The organism is Sporosarcina beigongshangi, assembly GCF_033485195.1.
Lineage (GTDB): Bacteria > Bacillota > Bacilli > Bacillales_A > Planococcaceae > Sporosarcina > Sporosarcina beigongshangi.
In genome coordinates this window covers 74220-90986 of the sequence record NZ_JAWLIR010000031.1, presented here as the reverse complement: position 1 = coordinate 90986, position 16767 = coordinate 74220, and the positions used below count along the sequence as shown (strand labels likewise).

16 protein-coding genes are annotated in these 16767 nt (G+C 42.3%); 10 read left to right on the top strand and 6 right to left on the bottom strand.

Features of this window, described 5'->3' with window-relative positions; translation table 11 throughout:
* Nucleotides 1–28 precede the first annotated feature (28 nt).
* From R2B77_RS13860 to glpK, 7 genes are all read left to right on the top strand, one after another.
* Nucleotides 29–916 carry a hypothetical protein gene (locus tag R2B77_RS13860; RefSeq protein ID WP_203247822.1) on the top strand — a complete coding sequence of 296 codons (888 nt, stop codon included), beginning with the start codon at nt 29–31 and terminating at the stop codon, nt 914–916.
* 15 nt (nt 917–931) lie between these two features.
* Nucleotides 932–1222 carry a DUF3238 domain-containing protein gene (locus tag R2B77_RS13855; RefSeq protein ID WP_322555726.1) on the top strand — a complete coding sequence of 97 codons (291 nt, stop codon included), beginning with the start codon at nt 932–934 and terminating at the stop codon, nt 1220–1222.
* Between the two features lie 133 nt (nt 1223–1355).
* The gene (locus tag R2B77_RS13850; protein ID WP_203247824.1) at nt 1356–1967 is read left to right on the top strand and encodes an alpha/beta hydrolase; all 612 of its coding nucleotides are present in this window, start codon (nt 1356–1358) and stop codon (nt 1965–1967) included.
* Nucleotides 1968–2176: 209 nt separating this feature from the next.
* Nucleotides 2177–3826 (top strand): glycerol-3-phosphate dehydrogenase/oxidase, encoded by a 1650-nt coding sequence (locus R2B77_RS13845; protein WP_203247825.1) that lies wholly within the window; start codon nt 2177–2179, stop codon nt 3824–3826.
* A gap of 28 nt (nt 3827–3854) precedes the next feature.
* Entirely contained in the window at nt 3855–4424 is a 570-nt protein-coding gene (locus R2B77_RS13840; protein WP_203247826.1) for a glycerol-3-phosphate responsive antiterminator, read from the top strand.
* 189 nt (nt 4425–4613) lie between these two features.
* The gene (locus R2B77_RS13835) at nt 4614–5444 is read left to right on the top strand and encodes an MIP/aquaporin family protein (RefSeq protein ID WP_203247827.1); all 831 of its coding nucleotides are present in this window, start codon (nt 4614–4616) and stop codon (nt 5442–5444) included.
* A 28-nt stretch (nt 5445–5472) separates the two neighbouring features.
* Nucleotides 5473–6966, top strand: a complete 1494-nt coding sequence (gene glpK / locus R2B77_RS13830) for a glycerol kinase GlpK (RefSeq protein ID WP_203247828.1) — start codon at nt 5473–5475, stop codon at nt 6964–6966.
* A gap of 61 nt (nt 6967–7027) precedes the next feature.
* On the opposite strand, the gene R2B77_RS13825 is transcribed toward glpK, so the two are convergent.
* The 6 genes from R2B77_RS13825 to R2B77_RS13800 form a co-directional block, all read right to left on the bottom strand.
* Nucleotides 7028–7567: a hypothetical protein gene (locus tag R2B77_RS13825; protein ID WP_203247829.1), complete on the bottom strand. Its 540-nt coding sequence runs from the start codon at nt 7565–7567 to the stop codon at nt 7028–7030.
* A 142-nt stretch (nt 7568–7709) separates the two neighbouring features.
* Nucleotides 7710–8579 (bottom strand): peptidylprolyl isomerase, encoded by an 870-nt coding sequence (locus tag R2B77_RS13820; protein WP_203247830.1) that lies wholly within the window; start codon nt 8577–8579, stop codon nt 7710–7712.
* A gap of 71 nt (nt 8580–8650) precedes the next feature.
* A complete protein-coding gene (locus tag R2B77_RS13815) occupies nt 8651–10057 on the bottom strand; it encodes a HAMP domain-containing sensor histidine kinase (RefSeq protein ID WP_203247831.1) in 1407 nt (468 codons plus the stop codon).
* Nucleotides 10054–10755: a winged helix-turn-helix domain-containing protein gene (locus R2B77_RS13810; protein WP_203247832.1), complete on the bottom strand. Its 702-nt coding sequence runs from the start codon at nt 10753–10755 to the stop codon at nt 10054–10056. Before R2B77_RS13810 ends, R2B77_RS13815 begins: the two co-directional genes overlap by 4 nt.
* 168 nt (nt 10756–10923) lie before the next feature.
* On the bottom strand, nt 10924–12573 hold the full coding sequence (locus tag R2B77_RS13805; RefSeq protein ID WP_203247833.1) for a peptide ABC transporter substrate-binding protein: 1650 nt from the start codon (nt 12571–12573) through the stop codon (nt 10924–10926).
* A gap of 60 nt (nt 12574–12633) precedes the next feature.
* Nucleotides 12634–13578 carry a dipeptidase gene (locus R2B77_RS13800; protein ID WP_212391575.1) on the bottom strand — a complete coding sequence of 315 codons (945 nt, stop codon included), beginning with the start codon at nt 13576–13578 and terminating at the stop codon, nt 12634–12636.
* Between the two features lie 188 nt (nt 13579–13766).
* Between R2B77_RS13800 and R2B77_RS13795 the strand changes: the two genes are divergently transcribed.
* The 3 genes from R2B77_RS13795 (at nt 13767) to R2B77_RS13785 (ending at nt 16743) form a co-directional block, all read left to right on the top strand.
* Entirely contained in the window at nt 13767–14774 is a 1008-nt protein-coding gene (locus R2B77_RS13795) for an asparaginase (protein ID WP_203247835.1), read from the top strand.
* 71 nt (nt 14775–14845) lie between these two features.
* Entirely contained in the window at nt 14846–15781 is a 936-nt protein-coding gene (locus R2B77_RS13790; protein ID WP_203247836.1) for an ABC transporter permease, read from the top strand.
* 5 nt (nt 15782–15786) lie between these two features.
* Nucleotides 15787–16743: an ABC transporter permease gene (locus R2B77_RS13785; RefSeq protein WP_212391556.1), complete on the top strand. Its 957-nt coding sequence runs from the start codon at nt 15787–15789 to the stop codon at nt 16741–16743.
* Nucleotides 16744–16767: the final 24 nt, after the last annotated feature.

Here is a 16767-nt window from a genome sequence, read left to right as displayed (position 1 = left end):
CACACTTGGCATAAGGAAGGTGAGTGCATTGTTTTTTGAAATGAAAACCGTTATGCATCAGACAGATGTTATATCATTCGCGTGGAATGATATAGGTGGGGTTTATCACGTTTATAAAGATGGAAATCATGTTTACGAGGGAACTGTACCCGAATTTAATGACGGTGATTTTAAGCACGCAAGATTGTATAACTACGCGATTGAACGCACGGAAGATGGCGAAGTGGTCGATGTTATCGCGCTGCAAACATCGGCGTTTGCTGAACAAAAAAGTAAGGATAATCCCCTTCAATCGCTCGTCATGACAACGATTGTTGCGAGGTCACAAATCGCATTGTCGTGGGAGGAAATTAGCGATGTAGATGAATATGAAGTGTTTCGAAATGGTGTGCATATGAAAACAGTGAAGGAGAATTACTATAGCGACCGGGATTTTTCATTGGATGAAACCTATCGCTATACCATTCGTTTGAAGCGCCCGATTGCTAGATCGGAAGACCGATTTAATAGGAGTAAATCAATGTCTTCAACCATTTTTGGTATGTTGAATCCGGTAGCATCGAAAGAAGAGGCGGCTGTTGAGGTGTTTGAGGTGACAAAGTGGATTGCGCAGCCGCAACAATTATTGACGCCTATTCAAGATCGAATTCGCCGTCCGAATGTGGACAGATGGAAATTGCGCTATACGACTTTTTTGGCTGATAAATGGGTGGAAAATCCAAATGTCTTGGCATGGAATCATTATTTTAAAGGGGATGGCAGAGGTTTTGATGTAGATGGGGAGGGCTTTCGAACTCGCGTTCATATTGAACTGGCATATGATCAGCCAAATGCGCCATTGACGTTTACAAAAGCTGTTGGACCATCGATTGCCTATAGTCGTTTGAAGCGATTCCGTGAACAAGCGACTGCTTAGCATGAAGGAATTGTTTTGAAACGTTTGGATTATGGACGGGGAGAATCGGGGTTTACACTCACACATGCAGTCGGTAATCCCTTGACGCCTGCACCGAAAATAGACTATGAAATGCAGGCTGTTTTACGACGAGATGGACCGTTTGATATGACAGGTTACCATGACCAGGCGCCACATCACGAAGTTTATATGATGCGCGGCGAAGGAAATGAGTGGCTGCCGATTCACCAGGCGGAAAGTAAAGGCCTTGCCTGGCTTTCACCGGTCATCGCTTGGCAATATTGGCGTTGCTCGAGTTTTGGCTGAAGGTTAATTGTCAGAGTAAAAGTCGGAACTGTGAGCGCGATGCCAAGCAGGCTCTTTGACAATTGTAATTCTATTTGATAAAGTTATCTTGAATTCAAGATAAGTATTTTATCCGAAATAGGAGTGATAGATCATGAAACATATATTCAAACAAGGAACGAATGCTTCGAAACCAGTGTTGCTAATGCTTCACGGAACAGGTGGAACTGAAAATGATTTGCTGCCACTTGCAGATTTGATTGACCCGGAAGCGTCAGTACTGAGTGTGCGAGGAAATGTCCTTGAAAATGGGATGCCACGCTTTTTCCGAAGATTAGCGGAAGGTGTTTTCGACGAGGAGGATTTGATTTTCCGAACGAAGGAATTGAATGAGTTTCTCGATGAAGCAGCTCAAAAATATGGTTTCGACCGATTGAATATCATGGCAATTGGTTATTCCAATGGAGCGAACATTGCGGCGAGCCTGTTGTTCCATTATGCAGGCGCTTTGAAAGGTGCGATTTTACATCACCCGATGGTGCCAAGGCGTGGCATTGACTTGCCAGATTTGACTGGCACTCCGGTGTTTATTGCCGCTGGGAAAAATGATCCGATGTGTTCCGCGGAGGAATCTGAGGACCTGGACGAACTATTGACAGCTGCAGGGGCACAAGTGAAGGTGCATTGGGAAATGAATGGTCATTCGTTGACGCGAACAGAAGTGGACGCAGCAGCGGAATGGTATCGAGCACTATTTAACGATTGAAGAAGTAAAAATGTGGCACTATTGAAAAACGATTCAAAGCGAGGGAGTTTCCAAAATCGTCTGTATATGCTAGACTGAAATTAAGTTAATAGAAACGGTTTGAGCCAATGAGAGACCTGACGACATTATTGCGAATATGCAGTAGTATGCGTTCAGGTCTCTTTTTGTTAAATAAAATACTAAATAGACAGCAAAAGGAGACGATTAATATGGGTACATTTTCGGCGCTAGAAAGACAGGCTACGTTTGACAGAATGGCAGACGAATCATTCGATTTACTCGTCATTGGTGGAGGAATTACGGGCGCGGGTATTGCTTTAGACGCCGCAACCCGCGGTTTGAAGGTGGCGCTCGTGGAGATGCAGGATTTTGCATCTGGTACGTCAAGTCGTTCGACGAAATTGGTGCATGGGGGATTACGTTATTTAAAGCAGTTTGAAATTAAGGAAGTGGCGGAGCTCGGTAAAGAGCGTGCGATTGTTTACGAAAACGGTCCTCATGTGACGACGCCAGAATGGATGTTATTACCGTTTCATAAAGGGGGTACCTTCGGCAAATTGTCGACGTCATTTGGACTGCGTGTTTATGACTTTTTGGCGGGTGTTAAGAAACAGGAAAGAAGAACAATGCTGTCGCTAGCAGAAACCATTCGTAAGGTGCCGATTGTCAAAAAAGATGGCTTACTTGGCGGTGGCGTTTACGTGGAATACCGCACAGATGATGCACGCTTGACGATGGAAGTAATCAAGGCGGCAGTGGAAAATGGCGCAGTGATTACGAATTATGCCAAGGCGGCGCAGTTTATTTACGATGATAGGGAGCAGGTAATAGGTGCTGATATAAAGGATATGCTGACGGATAAGACAGTGTCAGTGCAGGCAAAAAAAATTGTCAATGCAACAGGACCATGGGTAGATGACGTACGAGAAATGGATGGCTCTAAGAGCGAAAAGCACTTGATTTTATCCAAAGGAGTCCACTTGGTGTTCGATCAATCTACCTTCCCATTGCAACAAGCGGTCTATTTCGATACGCCTGACAAACGCATGGTGTTTGCAATTCCTCGGGATGGCAAAACGTATGTAGGGACGACGGATACATTTTACGATGCGAGCCGTGCGACGATCAAGATTACGACAGATGATCGCGCGTATATTATGGGGGCGATTCACTATATGTTCCCAGATTTACAAATTGCAGAAAAAGATATTGAGTCGGGCTGGGCAGGGATTCGTCCGCTCATTCACGAAGAAGGTAAAAGCCCTTCTGAAATTTCAAGAAAAGATGAAATTTGGCAATCAGATACAGGATTAATTACTATTGCAGGTGGGAAATTAACGGGTTATCGTAAAATGGCAGAAACCGTAGTGAGCATGGTTGTAGAAAATATGGCTGCAACAGACAATAAACAATTTGGTCCATGTGTCACCAAACATTTCCCGATTTCTGGCGGAGATGTTGGCGGTTCGGCAAGGCTGCAACAATTTTTATACGCCAAGAATAAGCAAGCGCAGCGTTTAGGGTTGAATGAACAGCAAGGCCTCAAATTGGCGAAGATGTATGGGTCCAATGTCGATACGGTGTTTGGTTATGTGGAGGTCAATGATACGTTGCTTCCCCCTGTGTTATATGCTCAATTAATGTATGCGATTCATCATGAAATGGCCGTTAAGCCAACTGATTTCTTTATTAGAAGGACGGGGGCTTTATTATTCGATATTGCTACTGTTATGGAATGGAAGGAGCAAGTGATGGCAGAAATGGCGACAACTTTTGGCTGGACTACAGATCAGCAGACACGCTATGCGAAAGAATTACAGCAAGAAATCGTGTGTGCGACGACTGCGGTCGAGGTATAATAAGGCTCGGAGGGAGAGGGGAAATACAATGCCTTTTCGTGAACAAAAAATCTTACCTGCTTTGCGTAATCTGAAGCAGCTCGAACCATTGCTGAGCAGCCCCTATGAGTATATTGTCTTGTTGGAAGTGCATATAAGTAATCTCAAAACGATTAAAAATGAGGCAGATCGCTATTGTAAAAAGATTATTATTCATGCGGATTTAATTCAAGGGTTAAAAACAGATGATTTTGCCGCAGAGTTTCTTTGTAATGATATTCGGCCAGCGGGTATTATTTCTACCCGGTCGAATATGATTATGAAAGCGAAGGCCAAAGGGATTATTGCGATTCAACGAATGTTTTTATTGGATACGATTGCTTTGGAAAAGAGTTATTCGCTCATTGAAAGGACGAAGCCAGACTATATTGAAATTCTTCCTGGTGTCATTCCCCAAATCATTAGTGAAGTTCATGAAAGAACGGGGATTTCAATTATTAGTGGGGGACTTATTCGGTCAGAAGACCATGTCCGTGCTGCATTGGATGCGGGTGCAAAAGCTGTAACGACGTCCAATCAACAGCTGTGGGCAGCGTTTGCGAAAGATAGAAAAGCGTAATGTTCATATTATTTTTAGAAAAGTATTGACAATAGTTTGAATCTTTACTAGACTATGGATAGGTTAATAAAAAGTGGTTGAGCATTGAGGTCCACATTTATTCATTCCGCACAAAGCGGGTGATTAAATGTGGACTTTTTTATGATTCCACACGTAACCGCTTACAAAAAATCAAAGGAGGAAGAGGAAATGACACCATTTTTAGGGGAGTTAATTGGTACAATGATTTTAATCATCTTTGGAGCGGGTGTAGTCGGCGGAGTGTTAATGAAAGATTCGAAGGCTGAGGGTGCTGGCTGGATAGTCATTACACTTGGATGGGGGCTTGCTGTGACGATGGGCGTTTATGCAGTTGGAAATTTCAGTGGAGCTCATTTGAACCCAGCGGTTACAATTGGATTGGCATCTATCGGAGAATTTCCATGGGCTGATGTTCCAAACTATATATTTGCACAAATGACGGGAGCTATTCTAGGGGCAGTCATCATTTATTTCCAATACCTACCTCATTGGAGTAAGACAGAGGACCAGGGTGCGAAACTCGCGGTGTTTGCAACGTCGCCTGCAATTCGTCATCCACTATCGAATTTAGCGAGTGAAATGATTGGTACGTTTGTCTTGCTATTAGGTCTGTTGATGATTGGTGCAAATGAATTTACAGAAGGATTGAACCCGTTAATTGTCGGTGCACTTATCGTTGCAATTGGTATGTCACTGGGCGGAACAACTGGTTATGCGATTAATCCGGCACGTGATTTAGGGCCAAGAATTGCTCATTTCTTCTTGCCGATTGCGGGTAAAGGATCATCAGACTGGAGTTATGCATGGGTACCTATCGTAGGACCAATTCTTGGCGGTGCGTTCGGTGCGCTATTCTATCAACAATTTTTCACGGGTGTAAATAGTGTTGCGTTTTGGGTAGTTGGAGCTGTTGTATTAGTAGTTCTGTTGGGCGCTCAATTTACGCTTAAACAAGAAACTGCAGTAGTCGTAAAACAAAGAGTTGCAAAAGGGGCATAAGACTAAAAAATAGAGGGGGAGAACAAATATGACTGAGAAATATATTTTAGCACTTGACCAAGGGACGACGAGCTCACGAGCCATTTTATTTGATCAACAAGGAGAGATTTTTCATACCTCTCAACAGGAATTTACGCAATATTTCCCACAGTCTGGGTGGGTTGAGCATCGAGCGGATGAAATTTGGAGTTCGATTTTAGCTGTTATTGCAGGTGTGTTGTCTGAGAAAAATATCAATGCCAATCAAATTGCGGGGATTGGTATTACGAACCAGCGTGAAACGACTGTTGTGTGGGATAAGCATACAGGTGATCCTGTTTACAACGCAATCGTTTGGCAATCGCGACAAACGGCTGACATCTGTGAAGCGTTAAAAGCGCAAGGGCATGATGATATGGTTCGCGATAAGACGGGTCTACTCATTGATGCTTACTTTTCAGGCACGAAGGTGAAGTGGATTTTGGACAATGTTGAGGGTGCAAGAGAAAGAGCGGAGCGGGGCGATCTGTTATTTGGCACAATCGACACATGGTTAGTTTGGAAGCTATCCGGTGGCAAGACACATGTGACGGATTATTCCAATGCTTCAAGAACACTAATGTACAATATTTACAATTTAGAATGGGATCAAGAATTGCTCGATATGTTAGGTGTACCGGCATCCATGCTTCCGGAAGTTCGCCCATCCTCTGAGGTCTATGCACATACAGATGAGGATTTATTCTTTGGTCACGCGGCTCCACTTGCGGGCATCGCAGGCGATCAGCAGGCGGCACTATTTGGTCAGGCGTGTTTCGATAGCGGTATGGTGAAAAACACATACGGAACAGGTTGCTTTATGCTCATGAATACGGGTGAAAAAGCAGTGAAATCGGAGCATGGCTTATTGACGACGCTTGCATGGGGAATAGATGGCAAAGTGGAATATGCACTTGAAGGTAGTATCTTTGTTGCAGGCTCAGCGATTCAGTGGCTACGAGATGGACTGCGGATGTTCAGAGATTCGGCAGAAAGTGAACGTTATGCTAATCGCGTAGAATCAACAGAAGGTGTTTACGTTGTACCTGCATTTGTTGGATTAGGTGCACCCTATTGGGACAGTGATGTAAGAGGAGCTGTATTTGGATTAACGAGAGGTACATCGAAAGAGCATTTTGTTCGGGCAACGTTGGAATCACTTGCTTATCAGACGAAAGATGTATTGGATGCAATGGAAGCAGATTCCGGGATTTCATTGAAAAAGTTACGTGTAGATGGCGGAGCAGTTGCGAATAATTTCTTAATGCAGTTCCAAAGTGACTTGTTGAATGTACCAGTGGAACGTCCAGTCATTAGTGAAACAACGGCATTAGGTGCAGCCTATTTAGCCGGTTTGGCAGTTGGATTCTGGAAGGATCGTTCAGAAATTGCGAAGCATTGGCATCTCGATAAACAATTCCAGCCTGAAATGGAGCAAGACGTGCGTGAAGAAATTTATGGCGGCTGGCAAAAAGCCATTCGTGCGACGATGGCTTATAAATAACTTGAAAAGGCTAGCAAGTATCGCTTATAGCGTGCTTGCTAGCTTTTTTTCAATAGATATATTAGGCTTTCTTAGGCCGAGGCCAAATAAAATATGAAATGGAGATGACGAGGTCGATGCCAAGGACGATGGCCCATACTTTCAGCGTTCCGGATAATGCTTCTGTTTTTGTTGGATTATCGATGAAGTAAATCATGGCCATTAGGAATGCGGCACCAATGATATAGGCGAGTCCATGCTGCAGGGAGCCTTTCAAAGAATGACGGGCGTGTGCCAATCCGGTTTTCCTTATCGGTTTTTGTCCCTGTTTCTGAATATAATAAACAAAACGTTCATCTGCCCAGCGAATCATACTTTTTCCGAAAGCGACGGATACCCCGAGGTAGATAGCCGCAAGAGCATGTACTTGGGTGGCAGTTGCTCCGTTGTATAGGTTAGTTGCTGTGACGATCAGTAAAATTAAATCAATAACGGGTGTTAAAGCGAGCAAGAAAAAACCGAGTTTTTCACGCTTAAATAGATAACGTGTGATAAGTCCGAGTAAGATGACGACCCAAAATCCGATTTCACACGCGACGATTGTCCATGCGATGAAATTCATATGAATACTCCTTTTTAACCTATTTGTATTGAATAATCCTATATTACCATTTCAATTCAATTTGTAGCGAATAATTTGGTGTATGACCGACACTCAAAAAAAAACGGAAAAGCCACTTTAGCTTTTCCGTTTCATTGTTCATTTATTTCCCTACCAATGAATTCTCAATATCATATTTCTCTTTCACTTCGTCTAGCCAGTCAGTATACGCTGTCTGCATTTGCTCCTCGACTAACAGCTTTTGGATGTCTTCTTTCTTATCCTCATAAACAGCCTCTTTCGCCGCTTTTTTATCGGTGACATGAATGATATGGTAGCCATGTTCTGTTTTCACGGGCTCACTAATTGCATCAATCTCCATTGAAAATGCAGCCTCTTCAAATTCGGCAACCATTTTACCATGGCCAAAGTAGCCTAATTCGCCACCTTTTTCTGCACTACCTGTATCCGTCGAATATTCTTTCGCCAGTGTTGCAAAATCCTCGCCATCTGCCAGTTTTTTCGCAACTTCTTTTGCTGTGGCTTCATCCTCAACTAAAATATGACTCGCTTCAACCTGATCCTCTGTGCTAAGTGTTTCCTTGTTTTCATCGAAATAAGTTTTAGTATCCTCGTCTGTTATGTCGATGCGTGGTTCAACCACTTTTCGAATCGATAAATATTCAGTGATACTCGCTTTGAATTCCTTCTCAGTGATACCGCCTTGCTCCAATGCAGCAGCAAAGGCTTCCTCTCCGCCGGCGCTTTCAATTTGCGTGACAAGCTCGGCTTCTACTTCCTCATCAGAAACGGTCACTTTTTCTTTTTTCAGCTCCATAGCAATGACTTTATCTTCAATCATCATATCAAGGGCTTGTTGTCCGGAAGCTTTGACAAGTGTGTCATATAATTCTTCCTTAGTGATTTTTTCATTGCCCACTTTCGCTACGACTTCTTCGTTCCCTTTTGAACACCCCGCTACCATCACAAGGATGACGGCAATTATTAGTGGGTATAGCCATTTCTTAGACATGTATTCTCCTCCAAAATCTTTGATTACTCATATGGTACATCGTAAATATGAACAAATTATTACGGAGGAGGTTAGTTCGGTAATAAAATCGTAAATTTCGTGCCTTTCCCTTGTTCACTAAACACTTCAATTGTCCCATTATGCATGGTGACGAGCTGTTTGACGATGGATAGACCGAGCCCAAATTCTCCATATGGATTCGTAGTCCGTGACACAATCGCCTTATAAAACCGTCCCCAAATTTTTTCGACATCTTCTGGATCAATGCCGACACCGGTATCTTCAATTTCAATCACGGTCATATCGTTCTGCACATAGCCACGTAAAAAGATAGACCCGTTTTCAGTAAATTGAATACTGTTTTTCGTAATGTTAATCAAAATCTGGGTGAGCCGATCATAATCAGCATGTACAGTTACGTGAGGTGCTACATCGACGATTATCCTATCCTGCTGTTCAACCGCGACTCCTTCAAGCTGATCCTTAATAATTTCTAATAGTTCAGCGAGCTGGATGTCTTGTTTAAATAATGTAATTTGGTTGGAACGTATTTTTTCATAATCCAGGTTTTCATTGACGAGGCGGATGAGTCGCATCGTTTCATTACTGGCGAGCTGGAATCCTTTTTCTTTTTCCGTTTCTGAAATCATGTCATTTCTCATGCCCTCGATGATGCCGCGGATCGTTGTCAGTGGTGTTCGTAGTTCATGGGAAACATCTGCCATGAACTGGCGTCGACGGTTTTCTAGGCTTTCGATTTCTTCCATGGATATATTTAATGTCTCGACCATTTTGTTGAAATCCTCGGCAAGTTCACCAATCTCGTCGACATTAGCCGATGGAATACGGACAGAGTAATCTCCTTGTGCCACAAGTGAGGTTGCTTCACGAAGCCGCTTGATACGCTTCCCATGGAAATTCGATAAAATCCAGCTGAGTAATAGTGCGACCGCAAGCGCGAGCACCATTGTGAATAGCAAATAGGTATTCATCTGCGTAATAACTTCCTTTGAGCCTTTAATCGGCGACGTCAATAGAATGCCCCCGACAAACTGGTTGTTTTGGACATAGGGAAGTAGGACGAAGGTGACCGCTTCGTCGAAACGCTTGAAATCCTGTTTAACTGTGACTGTTTTACCGTTTTTAATCTCCTGCCATTCGTCCTCACTTAATAGTCCGATGACAGGTGCCTTTAGCTCGGTGGTATAAATGATAGCAGATTGCTCGTCGAATAAAATGTATTGAATATCACGGCCGTTTAACACATGTTCATAGGCTTGTAGCGTACTCGTCGAATTGCGAGGGTTGCGATTTAGGTCGCGTAAAATAGTTTGTCCATACGTCGCCAGTTCTTCCGTTTTATTGTTATAGACAAATTGTTCAACATAATGAGTGAATAGCACACTTAGTATTAAAAAGGCGATGACGATAACGCTGACATGGCTCGCGAGCTGCTGGTATAAGTATTTGACTTTCACTTGGACTCACCTATTGTTTCATCAAAACGATAACCGACGCCCCAAACGGTGTGGAAAAAGGGTTGCTCCTCTGTCGCGATTTTCGTGCGAAGTCGCTTAATATGGACGTCCACGGTACGGTCATCCCCGTAGAAATCATAGCCCCAGACGTTGTCTAATAATTGCTCGCGTGAAAAGACTTGTTTCGGGTGTTGGGCAAAATGGGACAGTAAATCAAATTCTTTTGGCGTTAAGTTAAGGACGGGCTTGCCGTCTAATCGCACTTCGCGTGTGTTGTGATTGATGTTGAAATGCACGGTTTCGATGATGCCTTCTTGCTGCTCATTGACTTGTTGAGGTGTGTACCTGCGTGTCACGGCTTTAATACGTGCCATGAGCGCGAGTGGGCTAAACGGTTTCGTGACATAATCATCCGCTCCCATCTCAAGTCCGAGTACTTGGTCAGATTCACTGTCCTTGGCGGTTAGCATAATCATCGGGCCTGTGTAATTGTCTTGTCTTAATTTTCGGCAAATCGAAACGCCATCCATTCCGGGGAGCATCCAGTCGACAATGAGGCAGTCCCAATTCTCCTCACTTGCACGGCGATAGCCTTCTAAACCGTCTTTGACGAAATGTCCTTCGATGCCTTCTTTGGAGAAAAAGAGTTCAATCATCGAAGAGACACTTTCGTTGTCTTCAATTACTAAGATTTTCATAAAATCGCCTCCGCTTTAGCAATATCTTATATCCATTATGATAGCGAATGTTACAAGGCTGCAACCGTAAATACTTACGAACTTAAATAAGGGCGGCTAAATTGAAACAATCCGCCTCCGATGCATGCCAATGGTCATGCTCCGAAAGTGGATTGTGTGTTAAAAGGCTTATTCAACGAATTTAATTGTTTTCAATTCAATGGAAGCACCATATGGATGGATGATTACATCTTTCACATGTGGTTTTTGCAAATATGCTTTACCCTCAAAATAGAGTGGTCCTAATGCGCCGTCATCTGCGAGCATTAATTCTTCTGCATCAATCAACATTTGGAGTCGTTTGCTTTCATCGGGCTCTACAAGTGCATTATCGATAAGATTTTTAAAGTCCTCATTATAGTAGTTTCCGCGAAGTCCTTTTAACGGTTCTCCAATCCAAAGACTTAAAATATCCATTGCATCGTTATAATCGGCGCCCCAACGGGAAATTCCCATTTGGAACTCATTTGCTCTCATTGCATCTAAGCGGCCGCTATATGGTTTCGTTTCAATTTGCACGTCAATACCAAGATTTTTTTTGAATTCACTCTGAAGGAAAATGGCAGTGTCTTTGGCAATCGTATCATCCGCCGTTAAGATTTTGAGTGCTGGTAGTTCACCGATTTCTTCCAGTCCTTTTTCCAAAAACTCATTTGCTTTAGCGACGTCCATCTTCACGTGATCACCACTTAACTCGCGGAACGTTTTGTTTCCATCGCCGTGTACGCCAGCAGCGACTAGTCCATAAGCAGGTGCCGATCCATTATTAAGGATTGTTTTCGTTAATATATCTTGATCATATGCTAGTTGGAACGCTTTTCTAATATTCAAGTTGTCGAACGGTTTTTCGAGGAAGTTAAATTGTAGATACCAAGAGATGAACTCGGTTTCTGTTCCGAACTCATCGCTATTACTGTACGAATCAACGTCCGATGAAGCTAAATAGACTCGATCCAGTTCTCCGGCTTCGTACAGATTTAATGCTGTGCTTTGTTCTTTAATGACCTTCATCGTAACTTTATCAAGGTCAACATTGTCTAAATCCCAGTATTCTTTGTTTTTTAATAAAGTGACGCCCTGTGCTTGGTTATATTCTGTCATGACAAAAGGACCGTTGTATAAAATGGTATCGTAGGAAAGTGCAAATTTGTCTTCGCCTACTTCATTGATGAAATTTTCGTTCAATGGGAAGTACGTAACAAAAGCTGTTAGACCAAGAAAGAATGGCGTAGGCGATTTGATTGTCACTACTAACGTTTTATCATCCTGTGCTTCAATTCCGACAGCAGATTCATCCGCCTCTCCATCTGCAAATTCCTGGCCACCAACGATGTAATTGGCAAGAATGTCAAAGTAAGCGCCCGCTGTGTCTGGATGCATTGCACGTAACCATGAATATTGAAAGTCATAAGCTGTTACAGCCTCTCCATTACTCCACTTAATGCCATCACGAAGGTGGAAGGTGTACGTTAACTTGTCGTCGGAAATATCAACGCTTTTCGCCATAGCTGGTTGTGGCTCATTATTCTTATCTAATCGGAAAAGTCCCTCCATGACATTATTCAAAACAGAGAAAGAGATACCATCTGTCGTTAATACTTGGTTCAAGTCGGGAATATCATTGGCTAAACTTAAATTTACAACCTTTTCTTTCGCGCTACTTTTGGATTCATCTGTTTTACCCTCGTCCACTTTCGGTGAATCAGTAAATCCACACCCGCTCAAAAAGACTGCTAATACAAGCGATAACGCCATTACTAAATTGAATCTTTTCTTCATAGAAATTTCCCCCTCTTTTTTAAATAAAATTGCATCGTATTGAAGTAGCATCTAACTTCCTTATTTGTGGCTAACAGTCAAACCGGGACGATGATCCAAAAAGTTTTGATAAGCAAATCCTTTCACTTCGTCCTCACTGAATTTCTTCAACAACTCATTTATCAAATTGGGATGCATCGACGCATCTTCCAAACTGACAATCTTTCTTGAAATTCCATCGAAATCAGAGCCTAACCCAATTTGCTGTATGCCGCCAAGTGAACAGAAGTGGTCGATATGCTCAATTAAGTCGGAAATGGATACTGATTCTTTTTCATTTACAAAAGGTGGGTTATAGACAACGTGAATCATACCCTTTTTATCAAACATCGCTTTTGCTTGCTCATCCGTTAAATTTCTGATGTGGTTGCATAACGTTTTCGAGTTTGAATGACTTGCAATCGGGAATTTTGCCTCGTTCATGACATCCCAAAATGCCTTTTCACTTAGATGGGAGACATCAGTAAGGATTTTATGGTCGTTATTGAATGCGATGATTTCACTGCCAAATGAGGTGATGCCTGCACCACGTTTTTCACCGGCGCCATCCGCGGCTAAATTTGCATTGTTCCAAGTCAATCCAATCGAACGAACGCCTAATTCGTAAAGGATTGATAATTTATGCATGTCGTTTCCGATTGCATCGACCCCTTCAAGAGTCAAAAAGGCACCTATTTCATGCTCTTTCAGATGATCGAAGTCTGTCCATTCTTTCAAGATTTTCATGTTCGGATTTTTTCCGAGAACTTCTGTATAGAAATAATGGACCTGATCCAAAGCAGCTTGAAACTTATGGTCGGACTTAACAGAAGGGGAAATGAAAATAGCGAATGCTTGAACTTTCACACCTCCTTTTTTGAGCTTTTCATAGTTTGCATCGAGTTCGGAAGCATTTTGGAAATTCAATTCCCCCTGCCCTGAAGCTAAACGTAGCAGGACATCGCAGTGTAAATCGATAATTTGCATAGTCAATTTCTCATTCCTTTCCAATTGATTTTGTAATAGTCTGACGACTGAGTTGTTATAACCTTATCAAACCTGAAAGAACCTTTCAACATATTTTTTAATTATTTAAAATTATATGAATATATGGTTGTAATGGGGTGTTCTAGGGTTTATACTAATTTGAAAATGAAGAAAGTAGGGGTGAGAATATGTCATCAGAAGTACTTGTAAATGTAGAACGAGGCGACCTCGTCGAAAGTATCCACAGGGGTCATATTGTAATTGTCAATTCAAAGGGGGAGGTAGTTGCTTCGAAGGGGGATATAAACAAGGTTGTGTATGCACGCTCCTCTATGAAACCATTGCAAGCAATCCCAATTGTTGAAACAGGGGCAATGGATCACTATGATTTCGATGAATGGGACTTGTCGCTTACCTGTGCTTCGCATAACGGAGAAGATCAACATACGGATAGGGTCACTTCGATATTGCAACGATTGGATTTGGGTGCATCGGATTTACAATGCGGAATGCACAGTCCACGTTGGCCGGAAGCCTATGAAAATCTAATTAAATCGGGTAAGAAATTAACGCCAGTTTATAATAACTGTTCCGGCAAGCATAGCGGAATGCTAGCAACGGCAAAGCATATGCATGAGACGCTAGAAGATTATTATAAACTTGACCATCCAGTACAACAGAGAATCCTTTCGGTCATCAGCGAAATGACGGAGACTTCACGTGATGACATTGCGATTGGAATCGATGGATGTGGCGTACCAGTTCATGGAGTACCTTTGAAAAACTTAGCAGTTGGATTTGCGAAGTTAGCAGATCCAAGCGAACTGAGTGAGGCAAGGCAGCAAGCGATTCAGAAAATTACTTCAGCGATGATGAAGACTCCGGAAATGGTCGGCGGAACAGAGCGTTTTTGTACAGATTTCATGAAAGTAATGCAAGGAAAAATGTTCGGAAAGTCGGGTGCTGAAGGCGTGTATTGCATCGGAGTGCCGGAAATGGGCATTGGAATCGCATTAAAAATTGAAGATGGTAATGGTCGGGCTACTTCGTCAGTCGCAATTGAAACGCTTAGTCAACTGAATTTAATAAATGAAGAAGAGAAAAAGCAATTAGAAATCCACCATCTCCCAAAACTTCTGAATGCAAGAAAAGAAATCATTGGATTATTGAGACCGGTTTTTTCCATCAATCGATAATTCACGAAGATCTAATCTTTTTAGTCCAATCCACGAATGTACTTCATTATTTATATAAAGAGGTGAATCGTTTGAAAAAGTTTATCGCGGTAAGAGTAGTGAACATCATCTTGACATTACTTGTCATTGCTACGGCCACGTTTTTTCTTATGAAGTTATTGCCGGGATCGCCGTTCGATGAAGAGAAACTAGCTGGCCTGTCGGATGAGGCGCGAATGGAGTTCTATACGAGATACGGACTGGATAAACCGGTATTTGTGCAATACGGTAAATATATGGGGAATCTCGTTCAAGGCGACTTGGGGACTTCCTTTTATTTTAAAGGACAAAAAGTGGAATCCCTTATCAAAAGTAGGATCGGTCCCTCTGCTTTGTTGGGTTTACAAGCAGTCCTTTTAGGTATGTCGATTGGTCTTCTATTAGGGATGATAGCTGCATTTCGGCATAATACGGCATGGGATTACTTCACGATGTTTATCGCAGTGATAGGTGTATCCATTCCAAACTTTGTATTTGCGGCATTGCTGCAATATTATGTCGGATTGAAGTGGGGGATTTTTCCTGTAGCATTTTGGAACAGTTATAGTAGTTCCGTTTTGCCGACCATTGCCCTTTCGATGATGGTAATCGCACTTATTGCCCGTTTCACTCGAAATGAAATGTTAGAAGTTTTGCAACAAGATTATATTTTAACCGCTAAAGCTAAAGGTTTATCGCAGTGGAATGTGATTTTTCATCATACGTTGCGGAATTCGTTGATCCCGATTATTACCATCTTGGGACCGATTACAGTTAGTTTGTTGACGGGCTCACTTGTCATCGAAAATATCTTCGGAATTCCTGGTATAGGAAGTCTGTTTGTTGATTCGATTAAAGTGAATGATTATACAACGATTATGGGACTGACACTTTTCTACAGTGCCTTTTATATTTTGATAGTACTCATTGTAGACCTACTTTATGGGGTTATTGACCCACGAATACGCTTAACTGAGTCAAAGGGGTGAGGCAGATGGCGAACAACAGTCTAAAAGAATATGAACTTAATCATGATGACTTGATTCGGGAAGATTCGTTTAAGGTGGTTGGTGAGAAGAAAGATTCACAAGATCTTGTATCAAGACCCCAGATAAGTATGGCGAAAGAAAGCTGGCTGCGTTTAACAAAAAATAAAGGGGCCATTTTAAGTTTGTTCATACTAGCTATTCTCATCGTTTTGGCTATTGTGGGTCCTTACATGAATGATTACACCTATGAACAAACCGATTATGACCAGGTTTTCCAAAAACCAAACAACGAGCACTGGTTAGGCACTGATCGGTTTGGACGAGATCAGTGGACGCGTGTTTGGGAAGGTACACGAATTTCGCTTTATATTGCTCTATTGGCGACAGCTCTTGATTTGATGATCGGAGTAGCATATGGTTCCATTTCTGCCTTGATTGGTGGACGTGTTGATAATGTTATGCAACGTGTAATCGAGGTATTGGTCGGGATTCCGAATCTTATTCTTATTATCTTACTAATCATGCTTATGAGACCGGGTATTATGACAATTACAATCGCCATGGTTATTACAGGGTGGGTGAATATGGCAAGGCTTGTTCGGTCGCAAGTATTCAAATTGAAAACACAGGAATTCATCTTGGCTTCCAGGGCATTGGGAGCTTCGAATAGTAGGCTTATCAAGGAGCATTTTATTCCGAATACGCTAGGCCTTATTATTGTCAACATGATGTTTACGATTCCGGCAGCTATTTTTACCGAAGCGTTTCTTAGTTTTATTGGTCTAGGGTTACAGGAACCGTTAGCGTCATTGGGCGTATTGATTAATGATGGATTTCAGGCAATGCGAAATCACTTTTATCTGTTGTTATTTCCAGCCCTTGTCATAGTCGCTTTAATGGTCTGTTTTAATTTACTAGCGGATGGTCTACGGGATGCTCTCGACCCTAAAATGAGAAAATAATACATCAACTTGGAGGTGATAGAT